Source organism: Streptomyces thermovulgaris (genome assembly GCF_002155915.1).
Taxonomy (GTDB): Bacteria; Actinomycetota; Actinomycetes; order Streptomycetales; family Streptomycetaceae; genus Streptomyces; species Streptomyces thermovulgaris.
In genome coordinates this window covers 24,828-31,860 of record NZ_MUME01000005.1, presented here as the reverse complement: position 1 = coordinate 31,860, position 7,033 = coordinate 24,828, and the positions used below count along the sequence as shown (strand labels likewise).

Sequence of the window (7,033 nt, the reverse complement as noted above, 5' to 3'; positions counted from 1 at the left end):
CCGCGCCGACTCCCGCCGTCGCGCCCGCCGAGTCGCGCTTCTCGGTGCCGTTGTCGGCGACCCGTCGTGGCGCCCGGCTGGCCAGGCTGCTGGCGACGGAGCACCTGCGCAGATGGGCACTGCCGTTGGACCCTGCTCGGCTGATCGTGGCCGAACTCGCGGCGAACGCCGCCGTGCACGGCCGTGTGCCCGGCCGGAGTTTCCGCCTCACCCTGACCGTCGTCCCGCCGGCCACGCTCCGTATCGAGGTGACCGACACCCGGGGCGAACGCCTGCCGGAACGGACGCGGGCCGCAAGTGAATTGCTTCACGAGTCCGGCTACGGCCTGCTGCTGGTGGAGGAGTTGGCCGACCGCTGGGGCGTGCAAGGCGGCCCAATGCCCGCCAAAACGGTGTGGGCGGAGCTGGATCTCGGCTCTTGACGGCTGCCGGGTGGCCGATGATGTCCGGTATGCCGGCGGTTGAGGGTGTCCCTGACGTCAACCGCCTCGCGTCACGGCGACGTACAACTCCCGTACGCCCGTGGTGCGCGGGTACCGCTCGGCCAGCTCGGTGACGATACTGCGGATCGTGGGCCGGTCCCGGACCTCGCCGGGGCTGGCACGGTATGCGTCCAACAGGGCACGAGCGGCCTGCTCGGGCCGGTTCCAGGCCCACCAGGCCCGTGCCATGTCCGTGCTCATGCGGGCCTTCCGCTCGGCGGTCGGGAACTGTTCGGGCCGCAGGTTCTTTCCGGCCTCCAGCGCGGCGCCCGCGTCACCGAGAGCCCAGTGAACGCCTACCGTGTACAGGTCGACCGCGGCCGGGCTGATGGGAAACAGACGGCCCGCCGGAGCGGTGGGCGGCAGTCGGCGTGCGGCGCGGCGGGCTTCTTCGGTCATTGCCAGCGCCTCTGCGCGCTGACCGCCTCGGGCCGCCGTGTACATCAGCGTGCAGAGCATCTGTGCGTACGCGGCCACCGATGCTTCCGTGCGCAATCCGGTCGCCTCCACCTCGGAGGCTGCCGATGTCAGGATGCGCTGGGCGTCAGCGTTCCGGTCCTGGTGGCGCAGCACGATCGACAGCTCCCGGGCGGCGGCCGCCGCCGCGAGCGGGGAACCGGAGACCTCGGCCCAGGTGCGCGCGCGTTCCGCGGTGATTCGGGCACGGTCATAGAAGCCGAGCTTGTTCAGCACGGCGGTGGTGAGGCTGTACACGGAGGAAAGCCGGGCCTGGTCGAGATCACGGCGGGACGCGGCGGCGGAGTGCCCGTCTGCGATGAGGCCGGGCAGAACGGCAAGGAGGCGCCCGTGCGCACCTTTGTCGTACAGTTCGCGGGCGGCGGCCAGGCGGGCGTCCAGTGGGCCGGCACCAGAGGGCGGCGGCGTGGTGGCCAGGGCCTCGTCCAGTCCCATCAGCAGAGCGGCAGGCCCGGCGGCAGCCGTGGCGGTAAGCAGCGTACGGCGGCGCATCGGGTCCTCCTCGGCGTCACGCGGACTGCCGGTCACTCTAGTGGTCACCGGCGCTGTTGCGACGGGTGGCGCCAGAGAAGTCACCAGGAGGTGTCGAGGCACGCCGACTTCGAGCGCGGCGCGGTGCATCAGGGCCAGGTCGACGATTCGCGATCGTCGTTCGAGACGTGAGACCGTGGCCGGTGAGCAGCCGAGCCGGTCTCCGAGCGCGGCCAGCGTCCATGCGCGGTGCTCGCGGCCGAGCCGGATCAGCGCGCCGAGGCGGCGCTGCGCGGCTAACTCGCGTGCCTTCGCACTGTTCCAGAGCGGGTCGACGGGCACCAGACCCTCCCAAGCCGCACTATTGGTGCGCCTTACGGTACGGGTGCCGTGCGAGCGCGTCGAGAACGCTTGCATGGTGTGCAAACGGTTTGCACGGACAGAAAGCCGACCCTTGGGGAGCCGGTTGACGCGGTGTCCTCGGTGTATCGCCCCGAACCGCGGGGCGTCGTCCATTGGAGGCACCATGGCAGCCAGCGTTGTTGCATCTCCCCTGGCCAACGACTCGGCGACCGGACCGGTTCGCTCTGTGCGGGAGGTTGTGCCGGCCGACCTGTGGGAGAAGCAGGTCGGGCTCCTCATGAGGGACTACCCGTACGACTCGATCATGGCCGCCCGTGTACTGGGGCAGGCGTACGCGTATCTGCTCACCGCGATGAAGCACCGAGGGGAGTCGCTCGGGCTCGCACCGAGCAGGCTCGTCGACATCGGCGTCCACACGATCATCCTCGACACCGTGGCATATGCCGAGCTGTGCGACCGCTTCAACGACGGGAACTTCCTGCACCACGTGCCCAAGGTCGAGTTCAAGAACGACGGCTCCGTGATGAGGACGGCACGCCGCATCGCGGCCGACGGCTGGGAGGTCGACCTGTCACTGTGGGCGGACGCCGCCGAGTGCGGTCCCTGCCACCCCGGCAACGACTCGCACTGACCGTTCCTCGCGCGGTTGGCTCGGGGCCCGATCGGTGGTCGGGCCCCGGGGCAATTCCTGGGGCGATCGGGTGAGACTTCGGTGAACCGGCTCGCGGTCCGGCCACGCCCGCCAGGATGACGTGGGTGACCCCCCACACCGCAGATCTCTGGCACCACTACGGGCGCACGCGCCACGCCACTGATCGGACTGTGCCCGACGACTTCCGTTGGAACTGGGAGCAGGACGGCGGGCCGGGCCCTGAAGTTCTCGGCGACCTGACCGGGCTGTACGTCGGTGACCTCGGCGCCGGGGCCGCCCGGCACGCCGCCCATCTGGTCGTCCACCACCGTCCCGTTCGAGTTGTCGCGATCGACGCCTCGCCCGCCCAGTACGCCATGGCCACCGATCTGTACGGCCACCTTGCGCCCCGTCTGCGCATCGTGCGGTCCGACGTGGTGCGCTATCTGCATGCGGGGCGGGGCACGTACGACGTGCTGTACAGCGTCTTCGGCGCGGTGGACTTCACCGAGCCGCGCGCATTGCTGCCCGCGGCGGCGACCGCGCTGAGGGCGGGCGGACGGCTGGTGTTCTCCACCCTCGGCCATTGCCTCGACGGCTCGCCCGCGCAGCCCGACGTGCGGCACGTCGACATCCCGGCGAGGACGCCGGGCGAGGAGGTGACCACGATGCGCCGCTGGGTGCTCCAGGAACAGGTGTGGGTCAAGCTGCTCGACGAGGCGGGGTTCACACGGATCAGCGTCGATGTGCTGCCCGGCGGGGAAGGGCCGCGCACTGCCGACGCACTGTTGGTGACTGCGTACCGCTCGTCGTGAGCGTCGGCCCGGCAGATGCGGACCACGCACCGGAGCCAGGTAGTACGGGTTGCGGCGGTACGCGGGCCGGGGCTGCGGGCGGTAAAAGACCAAAGAACTCCAGGAAAAAACCCCACCCAACCAACCAAACCTCGCAGCGGTCACTCGGCTGGGTGAAACCGGTTGGTATGGGTGGCGCGGGGGTGAGGCGGGCGGGCAGGCTCGCCGCGAGGCGACCGTGCGGTGCCTGCTCGGCAGTCTGCTCGGCACCTGTTCGACGCCTGCTTGATCCCCCATATGCATCGGCCCCCGCCGGGACCGACATCCCGGTGCGAGGGCCTGACCAACGAGGAAGAAAGGCCCTTCCCCATGGCTGACGAGAAGCCTACTGCCGCCGTGCGCCCGAAGCAGGGTGTTCGGCGGACCTCCACCCACTCCGGTGTCACCCACGTACGCACGTACCAGTCGGGCCAGTACGTGGTCGTCGGCAACCACCTCGCCCAGCACCGCGAGATGTCGCTGACCGCGATCGGACTGGGCACGCACATCCTGTCGCTGCCCGAGGGCACCCCGGTCGACATCCGCAGTCTCGCGGACCGCTTCCCCGAGGGACGGGAGCGGATCGCGTCCGCGCTGCGGGAGCTGGAGGCGCAGGGCTATCTGGAGCGGGTGCGCGAACGGACGGAATCGGGGCGCCTGTGCACGCGGACGTACGTCCACCACACGCCGGTCCGGGCGGTCGCGTCCCCCCTCCGCGGCCGCACTGCGGCGGCCCGTGCCCGTGGCCCTGTGGCACGCCCCTCGGCGGAGGTCCAGGAACCGCCCCAGGAGGACGACCGGGATCGGGCCCGGCACCGGCCACCGGCACGCCCGCCGGCCGAGCCCGTGTCCTCGGACGTACGCCCCGACCGCCCCGGGACGCCTGCCCGGACGGCGCCGCCGGGAGGCGACCGCAGCCCACGGGACCGGCGGCATTACGACAAGGCCGTCACCCTTCTCGCGGGCCTGCGCCGCGCCGACGACCGCCTCACCCTCTCCTCCCGGGACGTGGACGCACTGGCCCCGAGGGTCGTCGACTGGCTGGAGCGAGGGATCACCGCCGCCGTCCTCCACCACACCCTGGTGACCGGCCTGCCCGAGGATCTGAAGCACCCGGCCGGAGTGATCGCCTACCGCCTCCGCACCCTGCTGCCCCCACCGCTTCCCGCGATCCCGGCGTCCCCACCGGTCACGGCGGGGACCATGAGCGGTGCCCGCCGCCCCCACCCCTTCCAGACCTGCGACGGCTGCGAACGGGCCTTCCGCGCCCCGGAGCCGGGCCGCTGCCGCGACTGCCGGAACGGCCCGTCGACGACGAGGGGTCCGGTGACGACGGGGGCGGCGCACGAGGGTGCGCGAGGTTTGGGAGCCGCTCCGTTCCTCGGACGGGCCGAGCGGGCGCGGTGCCGGCCGAGGGCCGCTTGACCGGCTCGTCCCGGTCGGCACGGCTCCTCGCACCCTTCGGGCTCGAGGAGCCGTGCCGGGCCGGTCGTCGGCTCGGTCTCAGTGGTGCCAGGCGCTCCCGCCCGTGTTGTGGATGAAGCGCTGGAGCACCTTGAGGGTGATCAGATACTCCTCGTCGGAGATGCCCGCGTGGCGTTCCGCCCACAGGCGTTCCTGGAGCACCGCGACCTTCTTGTGGAACGCCCTGCCCTCGGGGGTGAGGGCCAGGCGGCCCTTCTCGTCCTCGGTGACCCAGCCCAGAGCGATGGTCCTGTTGATCTCCCAGTCCATGTTCTCCTGGCCGGTGTCGAGATAGTTCCGCAGAAGGCCGGACACCTCGTCGCGAGGCTTGGGGGAGTCGGCGTCGGCGAGCTGGGCGAGCACCCACCACTGCGGCTGGGTGGTGCCGATCTCGGCGAGGGCGGCCCGGGTACGGGTGACGACAGCCTTGTAGGCCGCCCAGCTCCAGTAGCCGATGGGCTGCCGGAGCAGTTCGGCGTCGCTGTGCGAGTACTCCATGGCGGATTCCTCCGGTCCGCTCGGGCCGGTTGCCCGAGCCTCTCGGTGACGACCGTAAAAGCTCGACCAAACTTGAGGTCAAGGGCGGCAGCGGCCGACTCCGCGTCGGCAAAAGCAGGGAACGGGCGGGCGTAGCGTAGGGAACATGACGAAGTACGGATCCTTCCCCGGTACGCGTCCTCGCCGCCTGCGCACCACACCCGCCATGCGGCGCATGGTCGCCGAGACCCGGCTGCACCCGGCGGACCTCATCCTGCCCGCGTTCGTGCGGGAGGGCGTGAGCGAGCCGGTGCCGATCGGGGCGATGCCCGGAGTCGTGCAGCACACGCGGGACAGCCTGAAGAAGGCGGCCGCGGAGGCGGTGGAGGCCGGGGTCGCCGGCATCATGCTGTTCGGGGTGCCGGAGGAGGGGAAGAAGGACAACCGCGGCAGCGCCGGGACCGATCCGGACGGGATCCTGCAGGTCGCGCTGCGCGATGTGCGGGCCGAGGTCGGGGACGACCTGCTCGTCATGTCCGACCTGTGTCTGGACGAGTACACCGACCACGGGCACTGCGGGGTGCTGGACGCCGAGGGGCGGGTCGACAACGACGCCACGCTCGAGCGGTACGCCGAGATGGCCCAGGTGCAGGCCGAGGCCGGGGCGCATGTGGTCGGGCCCAGCGGGATGATGGACGGGCAGATCGGCGTCATCCGTGAGGCGCTCGACCGGATCGGACGGCAGGACGTCGCGATCCTCGCCTACACCGCCAAGTACGCCTCCGCCTTCTACGGCCCCTTCCGGGAGGCGGTGGGCTCCTCGCTGCGGGGGGACCGCAAGACCTACCAGCAGGACCCGGCGAACCTCCGTGAGTCGCTGCGCGAGCTGGCGCTCGACCTGGAGGAGGGCGCCGACATGGTGATGGTCAAGCCGGCCGGACCGTACCTCGACGTCCTCGCCCGGGTCGCCGACGCCGTGGACGTGCCCGTCGTCGCCTACCAGATCTCCGGGGAGTACGCGATGGTCGAGGCCGCCGCCGAGAAGGGCTGGATCGACCGGGACCGGGCCATCCTGGAGACCCTGACCGGCATCAAGCGGGCCGGTGCGCGCACCATCCTCACCTACTGGGCCACCGAGGTCGCGCGCAAGCTGTGACCGGCGGGTGAGCCACAAGGCGGCGCGCCGTCAATCTCCCCGCACCGCGGGCGGGTTGGCGGCACGCCGGCCGGAACCGCGTTCCCTCCGGCCTGCGGAGCACTCCGCCGGATCCACGACACAGGGAAATCTTCGGACAGGTGCGGACGAAGTATTGACGAGTTCGCGTCACGGGTACATATTTCGCTGTGTCCTGAATCACACGGTCAGGCTTCCGCTCCGCCCTGTGGGGGGTCCCCGATGCACTGGTATCTGGAAGTGCTCAAGAAGTACGCGGTGTTCACCGGACGCGCGCGTCGCCGGGAATACTGGATGTTCTTCCTGGTCAACTTCATCGTGGGGCTCGTCCTCGCCGTCATCGGCCAGGTGCTCGACCTGGAGATCCTCCAGTATCTCTACAGCCTGGCCGTGCTGCTTCCGGGGCTGGGAGTCTCGGTCCGCCGTCTGCACGACACGGGCCGCTCGGGCTGGTGGCTCCTCATCAGCCTGGTGCCGCTGATCGGTGCCATCGTGCTGCTGGTCTTCCTGGTCAGCGACTCGCAGCCGGACACCAACCAGTACGGACCCAACCCGAAGACGGCCGTGGCCTGACCGGACGCGCTTCGGCGCTCCCGCGTCGAACCCTCCGTCCTCGCACCCGTCTCCGTGCGCGGCCTCCTGCCCGCCCGAGCGGTGGGCA

General features: G+C 70.9%; 8 protein-coding genes. 6 read left to right on the top strand and 2 right to left on the bottom strand.

All coding sequences use genetic code 11. The features are described 5' to 3' along the window. Positions 1-44: 44 nt before the first annotated feature. Positions 45-422 carry an ATP-binding protein gene (locus tag CCN35_RS00375; protein WP_086791134.1) on the top strand — a complete coding sequence of 126 codons (378 nt, stop codon included), beginning with the start codon at positions 45-47 and terminating at the stop codon, positions 420-422. A 57-nt stretch (positions 423-479) separates the two neighbouring features. On the opposite strand, the gene CCN35_RS00370 is transcribed toward CCN35_RS00375, so the two are convergent. After that, positions 480-1,772 carry a helix-turn-helix domain-containing protein gene (locus CCN35_RS00370; RefSeq protein ID WP_086791133.1) on the bottom strand — a complete coding sequence of 431 codons (1,293 nt, stop codon included), beginning with the start codon at positions 1,770-1,772 and terminating at the stop codon, positions 480-482. Between the two features lie 184 nt (positions 1,773-1,956). On the opposite strand from CCN35_RS00370, the gene CCN35_RS00365 reads away from it, so the two are divergent. From CCN35_RS00365 to CCN35_RS00355, 3 genes are all read left to right on the top strand, one after another. Then, complete coding sequence (locus tag CCN35_RS00365; RefSeq protein WP_067395125.1) at positions 1,957-2,424, top strand: glycine-rich domain-containing protein; 468 nt, start codon at positions 1,957-1,959, stop codon at positions 2,422-2,424. 116 nt (positions 2,425-2,540) lie between these two features. Then, the gene (locus CCN35_RS00360; RefSeq protein WP_067395128.1) at positions 2,541-3,239 is read left to right on the top strand and encodes a methyltransferase domain-containing protein; all 699 of its coding nucleotides are present in this window, start codon (positions 2,541-2,543) and stop codon (positions 3,237-3,239) included. 348 nt (positions 3,240-3,587) lie between these two features. Then, on the top strand, positions 3,588-4,682 hold the full coding sequence (locus CCN35_RS00355; protein ID WP_245862949.1) for a helix-turn-helix domain-containing protein: 1,095 nt from the start codon (positions 3,588-3,590) through the stop codon (positions 4,680-4,682). A 78-nt stretch (positions 4,683-4,760) separates the two neighbouring features. Here CCN35_RS00355 and CCN35_RS00350 read toward each other — a convergent pair whose 3' ends face one another. Further along, a complete protein-coding gene (locus tag CCN35_RS00350) occupies positions 4,761-5,219 on the bottom strand; it encodes a MarR family winged helix-turn-helix transcriptional regulator (protein WP_086791132.1) in 459 nt (152 codons plus the stop codon). A 145-nt stretch (positions 5,220-5,364) separates the two neighbouring features. On the opposite strand from CCN35_RS00350, the gene hemB reads away from it, so the two are divergent. Next, on the top strand, positions 5,365-6,354 hold the full coding sequence (gene hemB, locus CCN35_RS00345) for a porphobilinogen synthase (protein ID WP_086791131.1): 990 nt from the start codon (positions 5,365-5,367) through the stop codon (positions 6,352-6,354). A 240-nt stretch (positions 6,355-6,594) separates the two neighbouring features. Next, positions 6,595-6,945, top strand: a complete 351-nt coding sequence (locus CCN35_RS00340) for a DUF805 domain-containing protein (RefSeq protein WP_086791130.1) — start codon at positions 6,595-6,597, stop codon at positions 6,943-6,945. Positions 6,946-7,033 lie beyond the last annotated feature (88 nt).

Bases quoted from the DNA above. Each gene is read 5' to 3' on its own strand.
- CCN35_RS00355 (WP_245862949.1), top strand. From the start codon at position 3,588: ATGGCTGACGAGAAGCCTACTGCCGCCGTGCGCCCGAAGCAGGGTGTT.
- hemB (WP_086791131.1), top strand. From the start codon at position 5,365: ATGACGAAGTACGGATCCTTCCCCGGTACGCGTCCTCGCCGCCTGCGC.
- CCN35_RS00360 (WP_067395128.1), top strand. From the start codon at position 2,541: ATGACGTGGGTGACCCCCCACACCGCAGATCTCTGGCACCACTACGGG.
- CCN35_RS00365 (WP_067395125.1), top strand. From the start codon at position 1,957: ATGGCAGCCAGCGTTGTTGCATCTCCCCTGGCCAACGACTCGGCGACC.
- CCN35_RS00340 (WP_086791130.1), top strand. From the start codon at position 6,595: ATGCACTGGTATCTGGAAGTGCTCAAGAAGTACGCGGTGTTCACCGGA.
- CCN35_RS00350 (WP_086791132.1), bottom strand. From the start codon at position 5,219: ATGGAGTACTCGCACAGCGACGCCGAACTGCTCCGGCAGCCCATCGGC.